Source organism: Acidovorax sp. Root267 (assembly GCF_001429215.1).
Taxonomy (GTDB): Bacteria; Pseudomonadota; Gammaproteobacteria; order Burkholderiales; family Burkholderiaceae_C; genus Acidovorax; species Acidovorax radicis.
Window position 1 is genome coordinate 457584 of sequence record NZ_LMJC01000012.1, and the last position, 20336, is coordinate 477919.

Consider the following 20336-nt stretch of genomic DNA (forward strand, 5'->3'; position numbering starts at 1 on the left):
AGCCGGGGCGGGGTGCTTCGGAGGCGTGCCCGGAGCGCTGCGAGCCCCCATAATGTTTCTGTGCTGTTACACCCCTGGTAGCAGCACGCTGGACCACTCCACCACGCCGATCGGCCATGCCCATCTCCATTCTGCTGATCGAAAGCGATCCCCACCACGCGCAGGCGGTGGTGGATGCGCTTGCAGACCCGTGGTCGGGTTGGCGGGTGGATGTGGCGGACTCGCTGGCACAGGCCCGGGACTACCTGGGGCGCCGCAGGCCAGACATCGTGCTGGCGGCGCAGCGCACGGTCGATGGCTCGGCCTTCGACCTGCTGCGGCTGCTCGATGGCGTCCCGGCCATGATCATCGTGCGCCGGGGCGCCGAGACCCATGCGGCCCAGGCCATGCGCCACGGCTTTGATGACTATGCCGTGCAGGACCCCGCACTGGACTACCTGTTGACTCTGCCCGCGCAGATTGATTCGGTGCTGGAGCGCAGTTCCAGCGCCCGTGCCCGGCTGGTGGCAGAGGCCATGCTGACGCGGCAGCACCGGTTGCTGCAGGCGATATCGCTCGCGCAGGCCATGTTCATCGCCAGCTCCGGGCCCCGCGCCGCGTTCGAAGCCTTGCTCAAGGAGCTGATGTCGCTCACGCAGAGCGCCTTTGGCTTGGTCGGGCAGGTGCAACGCGCCGCCGACGGGCATCCCTTCCTGCGGGTGCATGCGATGACGGACATCAGCTGGGACGAGGCCTCCCATGCCCTCTATGCCCAGCACGCGGAAGAAGGCATGGTGTTCGACAACCTGCACTCCCTGGTGGGCGCCGCGCTGGTGTCGGGCGAGCCGGTGCTCACCAACGATGCGAACCACGACCCGCGCAGCGCGGGCACGCCCCCGGGCCATCCCGCGCTGCGCACCTACCTGGGGCTGCCCATCCATGCGGCGGGGGAGCTGGTGGCCATGGTGGGCCTGGCCAACCGGCCCGAGGGGTATTCAGCGGCGGATGTGCAGTTCCTCCAACCCTTGCTGAACACCGTGGGCCAGCTGGAAATGGCCCGTCGCGCCGAGCTGGCCCGCAGGGCGGTCGAGGCAGAACTGGAGCGCACCAGCGCCTTGCTGGCGGAGAAGACGCGAGCCCTCGAAGGCACGCTGGCCAGCGTGTCGCAAGGCATCACCAACGTGGACGCCGAAGGGCGGATCCGGGTCTACAACCGGCGCTATCTGGAACTGCTGGATCTGCCCGAATCCCTGCTGGCCACCCAGCCCAAGGTCGAGGATGTGGTGCGTTTTCAGACCGAGCGGGGCGATTTCGGCACCGGGTTTGAGCTCATTGAGCCCATGGCGCGCAACTATGTGGCATCGGAATATTCGGCCCACGGCGGCAAGCTCACCATGCCGGACGCTTATGTGCGGCGTACCCACAACGGCCGCTACATCGAAGTGCGCACCCGTGCCCTGGAGCCCGGGGGGCGCGTGCGCACCTTCACGGATGTCACCGACTACCTGAGCACCCTGGAGGCCTTGCGCCTGAGCGAATCGCGGTGGCGCAGCCTCACCCACCTGTCCTCCGACTGGTACTGGGAGCAGGACGCGCAGTTTCGCTTTGTGCGCCTGGACGGCAACCCCTACAAGGAAGCCGGTGTGCCCGACGAAATGCACTACGGGCGCACGCGCTGGGAGCTGCCCAACAGCTTCGTGAGCGAGGGCCAGTGGCGCGCGCACCGCAGTCAGCTGGAGGCACACGAGGTGTTCCACGATTTCGAAATGCAGCGTCTGACCGAGGATGGAAAACCCGTATGGGTCTCCATCAGCGGGGAGCCCATCTTTGATGGGGCCGGCCAGTTCACGGGCTACCGGGGCGTGGCGCGCGACATCACCGAACGCAAGCTGGCCGAGGCCGAGATCCAGCGCCTGGCCTTCTATGACGAACTCACCGGCCTGCCCAACCGGCGGCTGCTCATGGACCGCCTGGACCGCACGGCCAACGCGTGCGCGCGGGAGGGTTGCCACGGGGCCTTGCTGTTCCTGGACCTCGACAACTTCAAGGGCATCAACGACACCATGGGCCACGAGTGGGGCGATCGGCTGCTCGTGCAGGTGGGCGGGCGCATCGCCGCTTGCGTGCGTGCCACCGACACGGTGGCACGTTTGGGCGGAGACGAGTTCGTGGTGGTGCTGCAGGGCCTCCATGCCGAAGTGGACGCTGCGGCCGCAGAAGCCGAGGCCGTGGCGCAGAAGGTGCTGGCGGCGCTGAACGAGCCCTATCTGGTGCAAAACAGCGAAGTGCACAGCACGCCCAGTATTGGCATTGCCCTTTTTCGCGGTGTGCAGCTGCCCGTGCAGGAGCTGCTCAAGCGCGCCGATCTGGCCATGTACCAGGCCAAGGCGCAGGGCCGCAACACGCTGTGCTTCTTTGACCCCGCCATGCAGGCGGCGGCGTCTGCAAGGTCGGCGTTGGAAGGCGACATGCGGCAGGGCATCCTGCGCAACGAGTTCCTGCTGCACTACCAGCCGGTGGTGGACGAGGCTGGCAAGGTGCTGGGGGCCGAGGCACTGGTGCGGTGGAACCACCCGCTGCGCGGCATGGTGTCGCCCGGGGACTTCATCCCCCTGGCAGAGCAGACCGGCCTGATCCTGGCGCTGGGCCGCCAGGTGTTGACCATGGCCTGCCGCCAGCTGGCGCTCTGGGCCGCAGCGCCGCAGACCGCAGGCTGGAGCGTGGCCGTGAACGTGAGCGCGCAGGAGTTCCGGCAACCCGACTTTGCCGAGGAAGTGATCAGCGTGCTGCGCGATTGCGGGGCGGACCCGGCACACCTCAAGCTCGAACTCACCGAAAGCCTGCTGCTGCATGACGTGGAGGACAGCATCCTCAAGATGCAGGCGCTGCGCACGCTGGGCGTGGGCTTCTCGCTGGACGACTTTGGCACGGGCTATTCATCGCTGAGCTACCTCAAGCGCCTGCCGCTGGACCAGCTCAAGATCGACCAGAGCTTTGTGCGCGACGTGCTCACCGACCCCAACGATGCCACCATCGCCTGCACCATCATCACCCTGGCCCACAGCCTGGGCCTGGACGTGGTGGCCGAAGGGGTGGAAACCGAAGGGCAGCGCGCGTTTCTGCTGCGCAACGGTTGCCAGCAGTTCCAGGGCTACCTGTTCGGGCGGCCCGGGCCCGCCGAGCTTTTGTAGATTGCTATTAAATATATAGCTATTGACGCTTGCTAGATAAGCGCTAGAGCCATATTTAAGTCAAATTTTCGCGTCAGCCTCAGCAACTGGCACGCATCAGGCGAGAGATGCCAAGCAAGGACCGCCCCGCAGCGAGGGCATCGTCCCCCTTCCCGGAGCGCGTAGCGCGTAGAGAGAAGGGGGAAGGCACGCAGTGCCTCAGGGGGATGTACCCTGCTACCCGCGCAGCAACTTGTCCTCCGCCAGCGCCAGCGCCGCCGGGTGGCCCGAGAGCACCAGCGTGTCGCCTTCGGCCAGCTGTGCGTCGTCCACGGCGTCGCTCATGTGGCCGTTGCCGCGCCGCAGGTTCACCACACGCACGCCCATGGCGGGCAGTGCCAGCTGGCCCAGGCTGCGGCCCAGGGCCGTAGCGCCGGGCGGCAGGTTGAGGGTGGACAGGCGCTCCTGGTCGCGCTCGTTGGCGGTGTCGTCGTCGGCGCCGTGGAAGTAGCCACGCAGCAGGTTGTAGCGCGCATCGCGCTGGTCCTGCACCAGGCGCAGCACGCGGCGCATGGGCACGCCCACCAGCGCCAGCGCGTGGCTGGCCAGCATCAGCGAGCCCTCGATGGCCTCGGGCACCACCTCGGTGGCGCCGGCGGCCTGCAGCTTGTCCAGGTTGGCGTCGTCCTGCGTGCGCACCACCACCGGCACGTGGGGTGCATGGGACCGCGTGTTGGCCAGCACCTTGAGGGCCGCAGGCACGTCGATGTAGGTCACGGCCACGGCACTGGCCCGCACCAAACCGGCCGCCATCAGCGCCTGCAGGCGGGTGGCGTCGCCGTACACCACCGAATCTCCGGCGGCGGCGGCCTGGCGCACTCGGTCGGGGTCCAGGTCGAGCGCCATGTAGGGGATGCCCTCATGCTCGAGCATGCGCGCCAGGTTCTGCCCGCAGCGGCCATAGCCGCAGATGATTACGTGTTTGTTGGTGTTGATGGACTTGCGCGCAATGGACGTCATCTGCAGCGACTGCTGCAACCAGTCGCTGGCCACCAGCTTCATCACGATGCGGTTGCTGTACATGATGAGGAAGGGCGTGGCCAGCATCGACAGCACCATGGCCGCCAGGATGGGGTTCATCAGCGCGGGCTGCACCAGCCCGTTGGCCTGCGTGAGCGACAACAGCACAAAACCGAATTCGCCCGCCTGGGCGAGGTACAGCCCGGTGCGCAGGGCCACGCCGGTGGTGGCCCTCATGCTGCGGGCCAGCACCAGGATGATCACCAGCTTGAGGAGCAAGGGCACCGTGAGCAGCGCCAGCACCAGCGCCCAGCGGTCCACCAGGATGTGCCAGTCCAGCATCATGCCGATGGTGATGAAGAACAGCCCCAGCAGCACGTCGTGGAACGGGCGGATGTCCGTGCCCACCTGGTGGCGGTATTCGGTCTCCGACACCAGCACGCCGGCAATGAAGGCTCCAAGGGCCAGGCTCAGCCCGGCCAGCTCCGTCAGCCAGGCAAGGCCCAGCGTGATCAGCAGCAGGTTGAGCATGAACAGTTCCTCGCTCTTGCGCCGTGCCACCAGCGTGAGCCACCAGCGCATGAACCGCTGGCCACCAGTGAGCAGAATGCCCACCAGCACGGTCGCCTTGATCAGCGCCCAGCCCAGTGACGTCAGCAGCTCGTCGGGGGACGAGCCCAGGGCCGGAATCAGCACCAGCAGCGGCACCACGGCCAGGTCCTGGAACAGCAGGATGCCCATCACGCGGCGGCCATGTTCACTCTCCAGCTCGGCCCGTTCGGCCATCAGCTTGACCACAATGGCCGTGCTGCTCATGGCCATCACGCCCGAGAGCGCCAGCGCGGTCTGCCAGCCCATGTCCCACACACCGCCCGCCCAGCGAGCCAGCAGCAGTGCGGTGCCGGTCACCACCACCATCGTCAGCACCACCTGCATCAGGCCGAGGCCGAATACCTGGCGCCGCATGGCGCGCAGCTTGGGCAGGCTGAACTCCAGGCCAATGGCGAACATCAGGAACACCACGCCAAACTCGCCCAGGTGCCGCACGCCTTCCGAGTTTTGCGCCAGCGCCAGCGCATGGGGGCCGATGAGCACTCCGGCGGCCAGGTAGCCAAGCATGGGTGGCAGCTTCAGGCTGCGGCAGACCACGACACCCAGCACTGCGGCCAACAGGTAAAGCAAGGTGAGGGCGAGGGAGGACATGGTTCGATGCTATCCGAGGCTCGCAGGCGGCCCGGGTGTTTTCTGCTCGAAGCAGGCTCCGTGCCAGAGCGATGGCAAAAAAATCTTCGCCCCGTGCGGGCATGCCCCCGGTCGATAGAATCCTCGGGATGACCCCTGCCCCCGCCACGCTGCCCCCTTTTGATGCCGAGCAGGCCTTGCGCCTGGCCCGTGAGACCTTCGACATCGAGGCGGCGGCGTTGACCGGGCTGGCGGCCCGCGTCGATGGCATCTTTGCCCAGGCGGTGCAGATGGTGCTGCAGGCCCGGGGCCGTGTGGTGGTGATGGGCATGGGCAAAAGCGGCCATGTGGGCCGCAAGATTGCCGCCACGCTGGCTTCCACCGGCACGCCAGCGTTTTTTGTGCACCCGGCGGAGGCCAGCCACGGCGATCTGGGCATGGTCACTGGCGACGACCTGGTGCTGGGCATTTCCAACAGCGGCGAAAGTGGCGAGCTCACTGCCATCCTGCCCGTGCTCAAGCGCCTGGGCGCCCCGCTGATCGCGATGACCGGCGGGCTGCAGTCCACGCTCGCCCGCCATGCCGATCTGGTGCTCGACTGCAGCGTGGAGCGCGAGGCCTGTCCCCTGAACCTGGCCCCCACTGCCAGCACCACGGCCCAGCTGGCCATGGGCGACGCCCTGGCCGTGGCCCTGCTCGACGCCCGGGGCTTTCGCCCCGAAGATTTCGCCCGCTCGCACCCCGGCGGTGCGCTGGGGCGCAAGCTGCTCACCCATGTGAGCGACGTCATGCGTACCGGCAGCGAGGTTCCGCGCGTGGCGCCCGACGCCTCTTTCAGCGACCTCATGCGCGAGATGAGCGCCAAGGGACTGGGCGCCTCGGCCATCGTGGATGCAGACGGCCAGGTGCTGGGCATCTTCACCGACGGCGACCTGCGCCGCCGCATCGAGGCCGGGGCCGACCTGCGCACGGCCACGGCGGCCGAGGTGATGCACCCCAAACCGCGCCGCATTGCCCCGGATGCCCTCGCGGTGGATGCCGCGGAAATGATGGAAGCCCACGGCATCACCAGCGTGCTGGTGGCCGATGCGGCAGGTGTGCTGATGGGGGTCGTGCACATCGGCGACCTGATGCGCGCGAAAGTCATATGACCCCCGTGGAGAGGACCCCCCTGAGTCGCTTCGCGCCTTCCCCCTTGAAGGGGGGACGCACCCCCTGGCCCGGCGAAGCCGGTTCCACGGGTGCGCTGGCTTTTGCCGTGCTTGTTCAAACGCTGCGTGATGGCTTCTGACGTGACTTTTCCTGTGCTGCAATTTCCCCCCGAGCTGCTGCTGCGCGCCCAAGGCGTGCGCATTGCCTTCTTCGATGTCGATGGCGTGCTGACCGATGGCGGCCTGTATTTCAGCGAATCGGGTGAAACGCTCAAGCGCTTCAACACCCTGGACGGGCATGGGCTCAAGCTGCTGCAAAAGGCGGGCATCACCCCTGCGGTCATCACGGGCCGTGACTCCGCGCCGCTGCGCGTGCGCCTGAAGGCGCTGGGCGTGGAACACGCCGTGTTCGGCACCGAAGACAAACGCCCCGCTGCCGAGCAGATGCTGGCCACGCTGGGGCTGGACTGGTCCCAGGCTGCCGCGATGGGCGACGACTGGCCCGACCTGCCGGTGATGCGCCGCAGTGCTTTTGCGTGTGCCCCGGCCAACGCGCAGGCCGAAGTGCGCCATGCCGCCCATTTTGTGACGCAGGCCCATGGGGGCGATGGCGCTGCGCGCGAGCTGTGCGATCTGCTGCTGGTGGCCACCGGGCGTTACGCCGCGCTGCTGGCGGAGTACACCGCATGAGCCTGCATTTCCTGCGCTCTTTGCCCCTCTGCCAGGTTGCCGTGCCCGGCCCGGAGGCAACGCCGTGACGCGCAACATGGTTCGCCAGGGCTGGGAACAGTTCTCGCTGTATCTGCCCGTCGTGCTCATGGGGCTGCTGGCGCTGGGCACCTGGTGGCTGGTGCGCAACGCGCCCATGCCGCTGCTACCTACTGCCGAGCGCCAGCAGGGGCACCAGCCCGACTATTTCATGAAGTCGTTTTCGGTAAAAAGCTTTGACGCCACGGGGCGCCTGCAAAGTGAAGTGCAAGGCGAAGAGGCGCGGCACTACCCCGACACCGATACGCTGGAGATCGACAACGCGCGCATGCGCTCGGTAACACCGCTCGGCCGCCTCACCGTGGCCACGGCAGACCGGGCCCTGACCAATGCCGATGGCTCGGAAGTGCAGCTGTTTGGCAACGCCATCGTCACGCGAGAGCCCCTGCCTGCCAAGCCAGGATCGCCCGCCCAGCCCCGGCTGGAGTTCCGCAGCGAATTTCTGCACGCTTACACCAACACCGAACGCGTGCGGTCTGACAAGCCCGTCACACTCACCCGCGGCAACGACCGTTTTACCGCCGATGGCATGGACTACGACAATCTCGACCAGGTGCTGCAGCTGCGCGGACGTGTGCGTGGCGTGCTCCAGCCCGGCGTGGCCAAGCCCTAGTACCTTGCCCCATTCGGAACCCGCATGACCACTCCCCTTGTTTTCATCACCGGCGCATCCAGCGGCATTGGCCAGGCCCTGGCCTTGCGCTTTCACCGCTCGGGCTACCGCCTGGCCCTCGTGGCACGGCGAACTTCTGAGGTGAAAACATGGGCTAGCGCTCAAGGAATAGGCGCTGATAGCTATGAAATTTATAGTGCTGACGTGGCCGTGACCGACAGCATCGTCGCTGCGGGCCGCGATTGCATCGCGCGCCAGGGGGTGCCCGATGTGGTCATTGCCAATGCGGGCATCAGCGTGGGCATGGACACGGCGGTGCGTGATGACATCGACGTGATGGCGCGCACCTTTGCCACCAACAACATCGGCGTGGCGGCCACCTTCCATCCGTTTGCCGACGCGATGGCGCAGCGGGGCAGTGGCACGCTGGTGGGCATCGGCAGCGTGGCAGGCATCCGGGGCCTGCCCGGGCATGGTGCGTATTGCGCCAGCAAGGCGGCCGTTATCAGCTACTGCGAGAGCCTGCGCGGGGAGATGCGCCCGCACGGAGTGCGTGTGGTCACCATTTCTCCGGGCTACATCGATACTCCGCTCACCCGCCAGAACCGCTACGGCATGCCGTTTCTGATGCAGGCCGATGATTTTGCGGACCGTGCGTTCCGGGCCATCACGGCCGGCGTCAGCTACCGGGTCATCCCCTGGCAAATGGGGGTGGTTGCCAAGTTGCTGCGCATGGTGCCGAACGTGCTGTTCGACAAGCTGCTGGCCGGGCGCCCGCGCAAGCGGCGCCAGAGCGAGCAGTAGCCGCCAACCAGGCCTCGGCCCCCTCTTTGGGGTCTTTTGTGCAGGCTCTTTGTAGCTGCGCGGGACGAAGGTACCGCCGCCAACCGCCGGAATCCCTTGCTTGTTGGTAGCGCATGAAAAAAGCCCCCGAGGGGGCTTTTAGAGAAATTTAAAGACAGTTTTCAGTAGCTGTTGCCGCCGCCACCGTAGCCGCCACCACCGCCGTTGCGGCCACCGCCGCCACCGCCATTGCGGGAACCGGAGCCGTAGGGGCTGCGGAATCCGCCTTCGCTGCGGCCGCCGCCCCCACCGCCGTAACCGCCACCTCCGCCTTCACGGCCACCACCATAGCCTCCACCGCCGCCGCCTTCACGGCCACCGCCGTAACCGCCGCCACCACTGCGGCCCCCACCGCCGCCGCCGTAACCGCCGCCACCACCACCGCCAAATCCACCACTGCGGGGCGGACGGGGTTCCATGGGGCGTGCTTCGTTCACAACGATGCTGCGGCCACCCAGTGGCTGGCCATTCATACCGTTGATGGCGGCCTGGGCTTCAGCATCGTTACCCATTTCCACGAAGCCAAAGCCCTTGGAGCGGCCCGTGTCGCGCTCCATCATGACCTTGGCGCTGGTCACCGCGCCGAATTGGCCAAAGGCCTGTTCCAGATCGCTGTCGCGCACCGAGTACGGCAGGTTGCCGACGTACAGTTTGTTGCCCATCGAGGGACTCCTCAAAAACACATGGATAAAGCGATGGAGTCCCGAAAACGCAGCCAGCTAATCTCAATGACGCTCTCAGCGCGAAACTGACGGATCACCGCAAACTTGGAAAACGGGCAAAGCCCGCGAACCCATTATGCGCCACACTTTTGGTGAAAAAGCAAGCGGCAATGCCGACTGTGGTGGCGATACCGCGCAGGCATGAAAAAAGGAGCCCTGGGGCTCCTTTGTTTTGCCTTTGGCAGACGAAAAGGTCTGCCAGCAAGGTCTTTTTAGTAGCTGCTACGGCCACCGCCGTAACCACCACCACCGCCACCGCCGCTACGGCCACCGCCGTAACCGCCGCCACCACCGCCGTAACCGCCGCCACCACCGTTGCCGCCGCCGAAGCCGCCGCTACGGGGAGCGCGTGGCTCCATAGGACGGGCTTCGTTGACCACGAGGTCACGGCCGCCGAAGTTGGTGCCATGCACGCCTTGGATGGCGGCTTGGGCTTCAGCATCGCTGCCCATTTCGACAAAGCCGAAACCCTTGGAGCGGCCGGTGTCACGTTCCATCATGACCTTGGCGCTGCCGACCGAGCCGTACTGGCTGAAGGTCTGTTGCAGATCTTCGTCGCGGAAAGAATAGGGCAGGTTGCCCACGTAAAGTTTGTTGCCCATGAAGGACTCCTGAAAAAACACAAAAACGCGATGGAGTCCGACGCAATCAACAAACCTGTGACGACTTCAAAGACGCGAAACTGACCATTCACCGCTAAGCCAACTGCTTTCCTGCAAGCAGAAAAGCGAACCCATTATTAATCACTTTATGAGGTGTGTGGGGTTTATTTCTGGGGGAAGCCACTCATCGGGCACAAATTTGTAGAGATTCCGGGCTGCGCGCAAGGGGTATTCAGGGGAAACCCGCACAGTTTGTGGTGCCATGCCGCCGTACTCAGGCGCCAGCCACCGACGGCCCAGCCCGAGGCCCCTGTCCGCCAGCAGGGTAAAATACGCGGGTCTTTGGGGAGTAGCCCGCCCGGCCGCGCAACGCGCCGGGGGCATGCGTCAACACACTTGGGTTCTTTGAAACCTATGGCGTATGCGGTTTTTTTGAACTGGGCGAGACCATTGACTGCAAACCGATCCACATGGCCGGAGTCGGGGTGCAGTCAATGCGTTTTTCACCCATCCGGCCGGATAGGACCCCCTCCCCCATGGAAGCCTTCTTCATTTCTACCGCCATCGTCGCGCTTGCCGAGATGGGCGACAAGACGCAGCTGCTCGCGCTGGTGCTGGCGGCACGTTTTCGCAAACCCTGGCCTATCGTGCTGGGCATTCTGGTCGCCACCCTGGTGAACCACGGCCTGGCTGGTGCTGTCGGTGCCTGGGTGACCACCTTCCTGGGCCCGCAGTTGCTGCGCTGGATTCTGGGTGCTTCGTTCATTGCCATGGCGGTGTGGATGCTGATCCCCGACAAGCTCGATGAGGGCGAAGCGGACGGATCGCCCCGTTGGGGTGTGTTTGGCACCACCGTGGTTGCGTTCTTCCTGGCTGAGATGGGCGACAAGACCCAGATCGCCACCGTCATGCTGGCTGCCAAATACAACGCCTACCTGTGGGTGGTGGCGGGCACCACGCTGGGCATGATGCTGGCCAATGCGCCGGTGGTCTGGCTGGGCGAGCGCATCACCCGCAAGGTGCCCATCCGCGCGGTGCACCTGGTGTCTGCCGCCATCTTTCTGGTGCTGGGGCTGCTGGCGATTTTTTCGTCTGCAGGTTGATCTGGTCGGTGCGACGGGCTGTGCGTCGGGGCTCTGCTTTGGTATATTTGCCAAACGCGCCGATTTGCCACAGCTTGCGGGCGCTTTATAAATCCTGCTAAAGACCCGTCCGACACATCTGCCCGGCCTCGTTTTTAGCGACGCCGGGTATTTTTTTGCGCTGGGTCCGGTCTCCAGGCAAAAGCGGCTTCCTTGTGGAGCAGCGGCGCGCGCAAGCGGTGGAACGTGAGGGCCCACCAGTTCCAACTATGTCGTTCATTGCCACACCCCAGTCCATGCACTTTGCGGAGGTGCTGCCGCTACAAAGCGGTGCATCCATCCGCGACTACCACCTGGCCTTTGAGACCTACGGCACGCTCAATACCGACCGCTCCAATGCCGTGCTTGTGTGCCATGCGCTCAACGCCTCGCACCACGTGGCGGGCGTCTATGCGGGGCAGGACAAGAGCGAGGGCTGGTGGGACAACATGATCGGCCCGGGCAAGCCGGTGGACACCGACCGCTTCTTCGTGATCGGCGTGAACAACCTGGGCTCGTGCTTCGGCTCCACCGGGCCCATGCACAACCACCCAGATACTGGCGAGGTTTATGGCGCGGACTTCCCGGTGGTCACGGTGGAAGACTGGGTCAACGCCCAGGCCCGCCTGCTCGACCGCCTGGGCATCCAGCAGCTGGCTGCCGTGTTGGGCGGCAGCCTCGGCGGCATGCAGGCCCTGAGCTGGACGCTGCAGTACCCAGACCGCGTGCGGCACGCCGTGGTGGTGGCCAGCGCGCCCAACCTCACGGCCGAGAACATCGCCTTCAACGAAGTGGCCCGCCGCGCCATCGTGACCGACCCGGACTTCCACGGCGGCCATTTCTATCGCCATGGTGCGATCCCCAAGCGCGGCCTGCGCATCGCCCGCATGATCGGCCACATCACGTACCTCAGCGACGACGTGATGAACGAGAAGTTCGGCCGTCAACTGCGGGAGGGCCTGGAGCTCAAATACAGCACCCAGGACATCGAGTTCCAGATCGAGAGCTACCTGCGCTACCAGGGCGACAAGTTCAGCGACTACTTCGATGCCAACACCTACCTGCTGATCACCCGGGCGCTCGACTACTTCGACCCCGCGCGCACCCATGCCGGCAACCTCACACGCGCACTCGCCCGGGCGCAGGCCAAATTCATGCTGGTGAGTTTCACCACCGACTGGCGCTTTTCACCCAAGCGCAGCCGCGAGATCGTCAAGGCCCTGCTCGACAACCGCCGCAGCGTGAGCTACGCCGAGATCGATGCACCCCATGGGCACGATGCCTTTTTGCTCGATGACGCCCGCTACATGGGCGTAATGCGCTCTTATTTCGATAGCATTTCCAAGGAGCTGCAGCCATGACCGAAAAAGCGGCAATGCAAGCCCTGGCGCGCCTGGTGCCCCCCGGCTCGCGCGTGCTCGACCTCGGTTGTGGCAACGGCGCCATGCTCGACTACCTGCAGCGCGAACGCGGCTGCAGCGGCTACGGCGTGGAAATTGACGACGCCAACGTGCTGGCCTGCGTGCAGCGCGGCGTCGATGTGATCCAGCTCAATCTGGACGAGGGCCTGGCCATGTTCGGCGACAACTCCTTCGACGTGGTGCTGCAGCTCGACACACTGCAGCATCTGCGCAATGCTGAAACCATGCTGCGCGAGACCGCCCGTGTGGGCCGCACGGGTGTGGTGGCCTTCCCCAACTTCGCACACTGGCCCAACCGCCTGTCCATCCTGCGCGGTCGCATGCCCGTCACGCGCCGCCTGCCCTACCAGTGGTACGACACGCCCAACATCCGTGTGGGCACCTACAAGGACTTTGAGGTGCTTGCCACCAAGAACAGTCTGCGCATCCTGGATGCGTTCGGTTTGCAGGATGGGCAGGAAGTGCGCTGGCTGCCCAATGCGCGGGCGGGCACGGCGGTCTTCCACTTCGAGCACGCATAGCGCTCGCTGGCGCGCTCCGAAGCTGCGACACGACACTGTCAAGCGCATCGGCTAAGGTGCGGGCTCTGTTTGTAGGAGACCCGCATGAAACGCATTGCACTGCGCGCCGTGACCGCTGCCGCGCTGCTCACCACCTGGGCGCTGGGCGCCGCCGCCCAGCAGACCTGGCCGCCCACCCCCACCGTGGTCGCCCACCGGGGCGCCTCGGCCCTGCGGCCCGAGCACACGCTGGCGGCGTACCAGAAGGCCATCGACGACGGCGCCGACATCATCGAGCCCGATCTGGTGATCACCAAGGACGGCGTGCTGGTGGCCCGGCACGAGAACGCTATCGCCATCCTCAACGCCGACGGCTCGGTGAAGGAGGCCACCACCGACGTGGTGGACCGCCCCGAGTTTGCGACCCGCAAGGCCACCAAGACCATCGACGGCCAGGCCCTCACCGGCTGGTTCACCGAAGACTTCACCCTGGCCGAGCTGAAAACCCTGCGCGCCCGCGAGCGCATCCCGGCGCAGCGCCCGGCCAACGTGGCCTACAACGGCCAGTTCGAGGTGCCCACCTTGCAGGAGGTGATCGACCTGGCCAAGACGGCCAGCGCCAAAACGGGCCGCGTGATCGGCATCTACCCAGAGACCAAGCACCCCACCTACTTCGAGTCCATTGGACAGCCGCTGGAGGCACCGCTGCTGGCCGTGCTGGAGAAAAACGGCTGGAACCACAAGGACGCCCCTGTGTTCGTGCAGTCGTTCGAGGTCAGCAACCTGCAGGCCATCCGCAAGCAGAGCAGCGTGCGCCTGGTGCAACTGGTGGCGCCCTCGGGCCGGCCGTATGACTTTGTGGCCCAAGGCGCGGCCAATGCGCGCAGCTATGCCGATCTGATCACTCCCGAAGGCCTCAAGCAGGTGGCCGCCTACGCCAACGCCATCGGCCCCTTCAAGACGCTGGTGGTGCCGGTGAAAGACGGTGTTCCCGGCGAACCCACGCCGCTGGTCGCACAGGCCCATGCCGCCGGGCTGGCTGTGCACATCTGGACACTGCGGCCTGAAAACGCCTTTCTGCCCGCTGGCCTGAAGAAGGCGCCCAACACCGATGGCACCGCGCGCGGCGACAGCGTGGGCGAGATCACGGCGTATCTGCGCGCAGGCATCGACGGTTTCTTCACCGACGACCCCGCCGTGGGCCGCGCTGCCGTCCAGGCCTTCACGGCGAAGGGGATGACGGCGACGAAGTAACAGGCGCCGGGCGCGGCTTGCCCGGTGTAGCGCGCGTGCCCTGGCGCTGTCCCAGTTGCCGCGCCTTTTCCACCCACAACGCCAGCCGCTCGGCGCTGGCGCTGCGCACGGGGCCAAAGCTGTGCACCTGCACGGGCCGGATGCCACAGAACTCCAGGATGGCCTTCTTCATCTGGTGGTGCCCCGGCATGCGCGTGACCCAGCGGAAGTACCAGGGCGGCGAGTCCATGGTCACCAGCAGCTCGGCCGAGCGGCCTGCCAGCAGCCTGTCCCATAACGCTGAGCCCTTGCGGTACTTGAAGGCGTAACCCGGCAGCAGCACGCGGTCGATAAAACCCTTGAGCAGCGCCGGCATGGCGCCCCACCAGATGGGGTAGACCCACACCAGGTGGTGGGCCCAGGTGATGTCGGCCTGCGCCGCCAGCAAGTCGGGTTCCAGCGGCTGGACGGCGCTGTAGCCCTGAAACAGCGGGTTGAATGCGAGCTGCCCCACATCCAGAAACCGCACCTGCGCCCCGGCGTGCCGGGCGCCCTCGGCATAGGCGCGTGCCATGCCTGCGCACAGGCTGTTGGCGGCGGGGTGGCCCAGGATGACCAGAATATTGTGTGGTTCTGCCACAGACGCTCCATCACGGTGTTGTTGATGGCGCCATGGTCACCTTGCCCCACGGGACAGAGTCAAGCGGTCAGGTCAAGGGGTGGCGAATCTTGCGGCGCCCGCCGTGGTGGCTGCGCTGAATGGTGCGGATTTGTGTTCTGGCGGCATCACTGGCAATGCGGGCGGTGCTGCGCACGCCTGGGGCGTGACGGGCACGGCCAGCGTGTCGCAGGTGTGCAGTTCGGCCTCCAACACGGCCAACTGTGTGTCCAGCGCGGCCAGGCGCGCCAGCTCCAGCGCCACGGCGGCCCGCCGCCCGGCGACGAGCTGGGCCATGCGTTCCCAGCCCGCAGCCGTGTCGATGTGGGGCAGGCCATCGAGTTCAGACAGCCGAAAGCCCAGCGCCTGGGCCTGGCGGATCAGCAACACGCGCGCCACGTCGGCCTCGCCATAGTGGCGGTAGCTGCCCGCGCGCGCCACCGCGCCCAGCAGGCCACGGGACTCGTACAGCCGGATGGCCTTGGGCGTGGTGCCGGTGCGGTGGGCGAGTTCTCCGATGCGCATGGGAGGTCCTGGTGTGGAGTGAAAACTATCAAAATAATAGCTGTTAGCGCTTATAGGTAAAGCGCTAGCGGCCAATTTGACTCATATTTTGGTTGGGTGAAGTGTCGGAGGTCCCGCAGATCCCGATGCCACACGATAAGCTGCGGCGCTCTGATTCCTCTTCCATCTCCCGCCCGCACCCGCCATGCCCCAGTTTGCCGCCAACCTGAGCCTGATGTACACCGAGCTGCCGTTTCTGGACCGCTTTGCCGCTGCGGCGCGCGACCGGTTCACGGCGGTGGAGTTCTTGTTTCCCTACGCCTTCGAGCCCGCCGAGGTCGCTGCGCGGCTCACGGACAACGGCCTGCAGCTGGTGCTGTTCAACGCCCCGCCCGGCGGTACCGACCGCATCCAGATGGCGGCGGCCTGGGACCAGAACGCGCGCGGCACCGCAGCGCTGCCCGGGCGTGAGGCCGAGTTCCGCGCGGGCGTGCAAGAAGCCCTGCGCTATGCCGAGGTGCTGGGCTGCCCGCGCATCCACGTGCTCTCGGGCATCGTGCCGCCCGGTGTGGAGCGCGAATCGCTCAAGGACCTGTGTGTCAGCAACCTGCGCTGGGCGGCGGCCGAGGCTGCGCGCGCGGGGCGCGACATCCTTATCGAGCCCCTCAACCTGCGCGACGTGCCGCGCTACTTTCTGAACCGGCAGGACCACGCCCACGAGCTGCTCGACGCCGCGCAGGCCAACAATCTCAAGGTGCAGATGGACCTGTACCACTGCCAGATCGTAGAAGGTGACGTGGCCACCAAGCTGCGCCAGTACCTGCCCACGGGCCGGGTGGCGCATATCCAGATTGCCGGAGTGCCTGGGCGCCACGAACCGGACCAGGGCGAGTTGAACTACCCCTTCCTCTTCGACACCATCGACGCGATGGGCTACGGCGGCTGGGTCGGCTGCGAATACCGGCCGGCGGCGGGCACTTCGCAAGGCCTGGGCTGGATGAACAGGAAGACCCCCTGAGTCGCTTTGCGCCTTCCCCCTCGAGGGCGCGCCTTCGCTGCGGGGCGGCCCTTGCTCGGCTTCCTCGGCGCGGGCAGCGCCGGTTTCGCAGGCTACGGCCCACGTGGCGGCCGCGATGGGGTACGCAGCTTTGCGTAAGGGAATGCGTGAATAAATGTAACAAGTCTACGGACTTAGAGTGAAGAAGCGTGTTCTCAGGCGTTTGAGAACCCTTTCTGAGACCGGCTCAGCTGGCTTGGGGCTTTCAATCTAGAGGAGACACACTGCATGGCCGCTTCCCTTGCCAACAACCGTTCCGTCGCGCGCCAGGTCACGCTGACCGCCATCGCGCTGGTGGCCCTGGTGCTGGTGTTGGTGGGGTTGGCCATTGCCGTGCTGACCGAGCGCAGCACGCGGGCGCAGGTGGTGGCCAGCGTGGGCGACACCGCGCAAAGCGTGGCCCAGTCGCTGGACGCGGCCGACAACACCAACCGCGAACTGGTCCAACTCACCATGCGCGGTTTTCAACGCTACTTCGAGGCCACCATGCAGCTCGACGAAGCCACGGGCGAGCTGCGCAGCTATGGCGCGCTGGTCAACGAGGACTACGGCTCGGTCGACAAGTTCGCCAGCGAGACGGGTGGCATTGCCACGGTGTTCGCCAAAAAAGGCGACAACTTTATGCGGGTGACCACCTCGGTCAAGAACGACAAGGGTGAGCGCCAGCAGGGCACGCCGCTGGGCAAAGACGACCCGGCCTATGCCACCGTCACCAAGGGCGAGCCTTATACAGGCGTCACTGTGGTGGGCGGCAAGCCCTACATGGGCCACTACCTGCCGGCCAAGGATGCGTCGGGCAAGGTGATTGCGCTGCTGTTCATCGGCAACGACATCAGCGTGTTCCACACCATGCTGCAAAAGCAGGTGGCGCAGACGAAGTTCTTCGAGCACGGCGGCACCTATGTGATCAACCCCGGCACCTCGCTCGACCAGGCCGTGTTTGTGTACCACCCCACGGCGCGGGGCAAGCGTGTGCTGGAGGCCTACCCGCAGGCCCGTCCGTTTTTTGAGGCGCTGGCCGCGTCGCAGGACGGCTTTGTGCGCGAAGCCGCCCCGGTGCTGGGCGCGGGCGCCGAAGATCCCTGGGCCCTGGTGCGCAAGACCGGCGGCGGCTGGTGGGTGGTGGCCGAGGTGCCCGACGGCGAGGCCATGGCCAGCCAGCGCCGCGTGACGCTGGCCGTGTGGGGCCTGATGGCGGTGGCCGTGGTGCTGCTGGCCGTGGGCCTTTTTCTCATGCTGCGCCGGGGCGTGAGCCGCCCGCTGCAGGACCTGACCCAGGCCATCACGCTGGTGGCGCAGGGCGATCTGACAGAGGCCTTCCGCACCACGCGGCGCGACGAGATCGGCGCGCTGGTGCAAGAGGTCGAAGGCATGCGCCAGCGCTATACGCAGATGCTGCAGCAGGTGCGCACGGCGGTCGACAGCATCACCACCGCCAGCGCCGAGATTGCCAGCGGCAACCAGGATCTGTCGGCCCGCACCGAGGCCACGGCCAGCAGCCTGGCCCAGACGGCGCAGAGCATGGAGCACCTCACCTCCACCGTGCGCCAGTCGGCCGATGCAGCGCGCCAGGCCAACCAGCTGGCCAGCACCGCCGCCGAAGTGGCAGCGCGTGGCGGCAAGGTGGTGGGTCAGGTGGTGACCACCATGGGCGACATCAACCAGAGTTCGCGCAAGATTGCCGACATCGTGGGCGTGATCGACTCGATTGCGTTCCAGACCAACATCCTGGCCCTGAACGCGGCGGTGGAGGCGGCCCGCGCCGGTGAGCAGGGCCGGGGCTTTGCCGTCGTGGCCAGCGAGGTGCGCAGCCTGGCCGGGCGCTCTGCCTCCGCCGCGCGCGAGATCAAGGCGCTCATCGGCGCCTCTGTGGAGCGCGTGGAATCCGGCGCGCGCCTGGTGCAGAACGCGGGCACCACCATGGATGAGATCGTGGGCTCGGTCCAGCGCGTGGGCGACATCATTGGCGAGATCACGGCGGCGTCGAGCGAGCAGTCGGACGGCATCGGCCAGGTCAACACCGCCGTCAACCAGCTCGACCAGATGACGCAGCAGAACGCGGCGCTGGTGGAGGAATCCGCCGCAGCGGCTCAAAGCCTGCGCGAGCAGGCCATGCGCCTGGCCGGGGCGGTGCAGGTGTTCAAGCTCTCGCCCGGCGACGGCAGCGGTGGGTACCCTGCGGTGGCCGCGCTGGCCGCGCCTTCGGCGGGCCCGGCCCTGCAGGCCCCGGGTAGCGGCGCGTGGGCGCCAGCGCAGTTGCAATGACGGGAAAGGGGGCGCGCGCGCAGCGCGCTCCAGGGCGCGGTGGTCATCCTCTGGTTTGTTCTGCGGGGCCCTTGGTTTATGCTGGCCTGAACTTCCCCTGTCCCGACCACGCCACCTAGCCTGCCATGGCCGCCCACGTTCCCACCATGCTGGTCATGATCATTGTGAGCTCGCTCATGATGGCCGCGTCCATGGCCGTGGTGGGGTGGGGCCGACGGCGCGATGGCCTGGGGCGGTGGGCCGCCGCCCTGCTGGTCAATGCCATTGGGCACCTGCTGATCATGCTGCGGGGCCAGGTGCCCGATGTGCTGTCCATCGTGCTGGGCAACCTGCTGCTGTCCTGCGTGTTCGTGGGGATGATCGCGGCGATCTATCAGTTCCAGGGGCGTGCCCCACGGTGGCTGCTGCTGTTCACACCGCCTGCGCTGGTCACGGCTTTTGTGGTGGTCTTCATAGACAACTTTCCGGCGCGCGCGAGTTTTGTGGGTCTGGTCATCGGGCTGCAGGCCGTGTGGGCCCTGGCGGCGGCCCTGGAGCGCCGCCACGCCACGGTGGGGCGCGCGCAGTGGCTGCTGGTGGCGGGGCTGGGGCTGGAGGCGGTCGTGCTGGGTGGCCGCGCGCTGCTGGCCTTCGGCGGCAGCCAAGCGGCGACCAGTATCCTGCAGAGCAGCCTGCTGCAGACGCTCACGTTCATGGGCACGTTTTCGGTGGTGCTCATCAGCTCCATGGGTTTTGTGTTCATGTCGCGCGACCGTGCCGACGAAAACAACCGCATCATGGCGGCGCTGGACCCGCTCACCGGTGTGGCCAACCGCCGCTCGCTGATCGCGGCGCTGGACCGCGACGTCTCTCGCGCCGTGCGCTCGCGCGAGTCCATTGCGCTCATGATGGTGGACATCGACCACTTCAAGCGGGTCAATGACCGCTATGGTCACCCCGCAGGAGACCAGGTGCTGTGCAGCGTGGTCAACGTGCTGAGCGAGCGCGTGCGGGCACAGGACCTTGTGGGCCGCTACGGGGGCGAGGAATTCATGGTGGTGCTGCCCGACACCACACTGCTGGGGGCCGAGCAGCTGGCGCGGGAACTGTGCAAGGCGGTGGAAGAATCACGCTGCCGCATCCGCGCAGCCGGCGGGGCCGCGCCAGACGCCGGCACCGACGCTGCCCTGGGGATTGCCGTCACGGTGAGCATCGGCGTCTTCGGCGGCCGGCTGGAGCCCGGCGACAGCTGGGACATGCTCATCGCCGCTGCCGACCGTGCGCTCTACCAGGCCAAGAACAATGGCCGCAACCGCGTGGAGGTGGCCACCGGACTGCGGCGCCCCGCCTCCCTGGCGGCGGCACAGGCCAATCCCGACACGCATCCTGTTTCCCGGTATTGACCCCCAAGAGGGACGCGGGACGGGCACGCTGGGCACGCCCCTGAAGAAGGGCGGAACCCCATGCTGCAGCGCGGCGGGAGCGCTGTCAGGGTGTTTGGAGATCTGCGATGGCGCGCGTACAGGCGTTGTGTTGGAATGCTGGTTT

Annotated in this window: 17 protein-coding genes and 1 riboswitch; of the genes, 12 read left to right on the forward strand and 5 right to left on the reverse strand. The window is 66.5% G+C overall.

Annotation, left to right across the window (positions count from 1 at the left end; genetic code table 11):
• Window positions 1-116: 116 nt before the first annotated feature.
• Window positions 117-3170: an EAL domain-containing protein gene (locus tag ASE39_RS11640; protein ID WP_010464884.1), complete on the forward strand. Its 3054-nt coding sequence runs from the start codon at window positions 117-119 to the stop codon at window positions 3168-3170.
• A 216-nt stretch (window positions 3171-3386) separates the two neighbouring features.
• Here ASE39_RS11640 and ASE39_RS11645 read toward each other — a convergent pair whose 3' ends face one another.
• Window positions 3387-5372: a monovalent cation:proton antiporter-2 (CPA2) family protein gene (locus ASE39_RS11645; RefSeq protein WP_057271230.1), complete on the reverse strand. Its 1986-nt coding sequence runs from the start codon at window positions 5370-5372 to the stop codon at window positions 3387-3389.
• Between the two features lie 128 nt (window positions 5373-5500).
• On the opposite strand from ASE39_RS11645, the gene ASE39_RS11650 reads away from it, so the two are divergent.
• The 4 genes from ASE39_RS11650 to ASE39_RS11665 all read left to right on the forward strand — a co-directional run bounded on the left by ASE39_RS11650 (window position 5501) and on the right by ASE39_RS11665 (window position 8687).
• Window positions 5501-6502: a KpsF/GutQ family sugar-phosphate isomerase gene (locus ASE39_RS11650; protein ID WP_057271231.1), complete on the forward strand. Its 1002-nt coding sequence runs from the start codon at window positions 5501-5503 to the stop codon at window positions 6500-6502.
• 129 nt (window positions 6503-6631) lie between these two features.
• Window positions 6632-7192, forward strand: coding sequence for an HAD hydrolase family protein (locus tag ASE39_RS11655; RefSeq protein WP_029414183.1), 561 nt, complete (start codon window positions 6632-6634; stop codon window positions 7190-7192).
• A 76-nt stretch (window positions 7193-7268) separates the two neighbouring features.
• Entirely contained in the window at window positions 7269-7883 is a 615-nt protein-coding gene (lptC, locus tag ASE39_RS11660) for an LPS export ABC transporter periplasmic protein LptC (protein ID WP_035197631.1), read from the forward strand.
• 24 nt (window positions 7884-7907) lie between these two features.
• On the forward strand, window positions 7908-8687 hold the full coding sequence (locus tag ASE39_RS11665) for an SDR family oxidoreductase (RefSeq protein ID WP_057271232.1): 780 nt from the start codon (window positions 7908-7910) through the stop codon (window positions 8685-8687).
• A 161-nt stretch (window positions 8688-8848) separates the two neighbouring features.
• On the opposite strand, the gene ASE39_RS11670 is transcribed toward ASE39_RS11665, so the two are convergent.
• On the reverse strand, window positions 8849-9388 hold the full coding sequence (locus tag ASE39_RS11670; RefSeq protein ID WP_057271233.1) for an RNA-binding protein: 540 nt from the start codon (window positions 9386-9388) through the stop codon (window positions 8849-8851).
• Between the two features lie 272 nt (window positions 9389-9660).
• Window positions 9661-10050, reverse strand: a complete 390-nt coding sequence (locus ASE39_RS11675) for an RNA-binding protein (protein ID WP_057271457.1) — start codon at window positions 10048-10050, stop codon at window positions 9661-9663.
• Window positions 10051-10382: 332 nt separating this feature from the next.
• A riboswitch (yybP-ykoY riboswitch) is annotated at window positions 10383-10577 on the forward strand.
• Window positions 10578-10586: 9 nt separating this feature from the next.
• Between ASE39_RS11675 and ASE39_RS11680 the strand changes: the two genes are divergently transcribed.
• The 4 genes from ASE39_RS11680 to ASE39_RS11695 all read left to right on the forward strand — a co-directional run bounded on the left by ASE39_RS11680 (window position 10587) and on the right by ASE39_RS11695 (window position 14346).
• On the forward strand, window positions 10587-11153 hold the full coding sequence (locus ASE39_RS11680; RefSeq protein ID WP_057271234.1) for a TMEM165/GDT1 family protein: 567 nt from the start codon (window positions 10587-10589) through the stop codon (window positions 11151-11153).
• A gap of 248 nt (window positions 11154-11401) precedes the next feature.
• A complete protein-coding gene (locus ASE39_RS11685) occupies window positions 11402-12532 on the forward strand; it encodes a homoserine O-acetyltransferase (protein WP_057271235.1) in 1131 nt (376 codons plus the stop codon).
• Complete coding sequence (gene metW, locus ASE39_RS11690; RefSeq protein ID WP_010464865.1) at window positions 12529-13113, forward strand: methionine biosynthesis protein MetW; 585 nt, start codon at window positions 12529-12531, stop codon at window positions 13111-13113. Before ASE39_RS11685 ends, metW begins: the two co-directional genes overlap by 4 nt.
• Window positions 13114-13197: 84 nt before the next feature.
• Entirely contained in the window at window positions 13198-14346 is a 1149-nt protein-coding gene (locus tag ASE39_RS11695) for a glycerophosphodiester phosphodiesterase (protein WP_057271236.1), read from the forward strand.
• Here ASE39_RS11695 and ASE39_RS11700 read toward each other — a convergent pair.
• Window positions 14315-14965, reverse strand: coding sequence for an NAD(P)H-dependent oxidoreductase (locus ASE39_RS11700; RefSeq protein WP_057271237.1), 651 nt, complete (start codon window positions 14963-14965; stop codon window positions 14315-14317). The genes ASE39_RS11695 and ASE39_RS11700 overlap by 32 nt on opposite strands.
• Before the next feature lie 72 nt (window positions 14966-15037).
• Window positions 15038-15508, reverse strand: a complete 471-nt coding sequence (locus tag ASE39_RS11705) for a MerR family transcriptional regulator (protein ID WP_057271238.1) — start codon at window positions 15506-15508, stop codon at window positions 15038-15040.
• A 184-nt stretch (window positions 15509-15692) separates the two neighbouring features.
• On the opposite strand from ASE39_RS11705, the gene otnI reads away from it, so the two are divergent.
• The 3 genes from otnI to ASE39_RS11720 all read left to right on the forward strand — a co-directional run bounded on the left by otnI (window position 15693) and on the right by ASE39_RS11720 (window position 20191).
• Window positions 15693-16505: a 2-oxo-tetronate isomerase gene (gene otnI, locus ASE39_RS11710; RefSeq protein WP_057271239.1), complete on the forward strand. Its 813-nt coding sequence runs from the start codon at window positions 15693-15695 to the stop codon at window positions 16503-16505.
• 267 nt (window positions 16506-16772) lie between these two features.
• Complete coding sequence (locus ASE39_RS11715; RefSeq protein ID WP_057271240.1) at window positions 16773-18809, forward strand: methyl-accepting chemotaxis protein; 2037 nt, start codon at window positions 16773-16775, stop codon at window positions 18807-18809.
• Window positions 18810-18934: 125 nt separating this feature from the next.
• Entirely contained in the window at window positions 18935-20191 is a 1257-nt protein-coding gene (locus tag ASE39_RS11720) for a GGDEF domain-containing protein (RefSeq protein ID WP_010464854.1), read from the forward strand.
• Window positions 20192-20336: the final 145 nt, after the last annotated feature.